Raw genomic sequence first — 649 nt, 5'->3', positions numbered from 1 at the left:
CCTTATTACTCATATTTATACTAATATACTTTGCATTAAAATCACTACCTCAAACCTTAATGATTTATATAGCCATCCCAATGGCAACTATTGGTGGTGTAGTAGCCTTATGGTTGCGTGATATGCCATTTAGTATTTCGGCAGGTGTTGGTTTTATTGTGTTGTTTGGTGTTGCGGTATTAAATGGATTGGTAATGATAAGCGGACTCAACGAATTAAAAGAAGAAGGTGTAACCAATTTAAAGGATAGAATAGTTGAAGGTACTAAACGAAGAATCAGACCTATTATGCTAACTGCTTTTACAGATGTATTAGGCTTTCTACCAATGGCTATTTCATCATCAGCTGGTGCAGAAGTACAGCGTCCTTTGGCAACTGTAGTTATTGGTGGATTATTAACTTCAACTTTGCTTACCTTATTTGTTTTACCAATTTTATATCATTGGGTAGAAAACAAATCTTTTACGTTTAAGCCAAATAAAAAGTTAGTAACAGCAACAGCAGTTGTATTATTACTATTTGGCTTTTCACCACAAAGTAATGCACAAGAGTTGAATGATACAATTCCCGAAATTTCATTACAGGAAGCTGTTAAACTCGCAAAAAGTAATTATCCATTATTGAAGCAAAAGCAGTTGGAAATTACAAA

At 33.7% G+C, this 649-nt stretch carries 1 protein-coding gene; it reads left to right on the top strand.

Translation table 11 applies throughout. From position 1 onward, the window contains the following. Nucleotides 1-59 precede the first annotated feature (59 nt). A partial coding sequence (locus FUA24_RS25715; protein ID WP_449441420.1) for an efflux RND transporter permease subunit occupies nucleotides 60-649 on the top strand: 590 nt, incomplete at its 3' end.

The sequence above is a fragment of the Seonamhaeicola marinus genome (assembly GCF_008085455.1).
The sequence above is the reverse complement of the archived record's forward strand: the minus strand, read 5'-3'. Positions and strand labels throughout refer to the sequence as shown.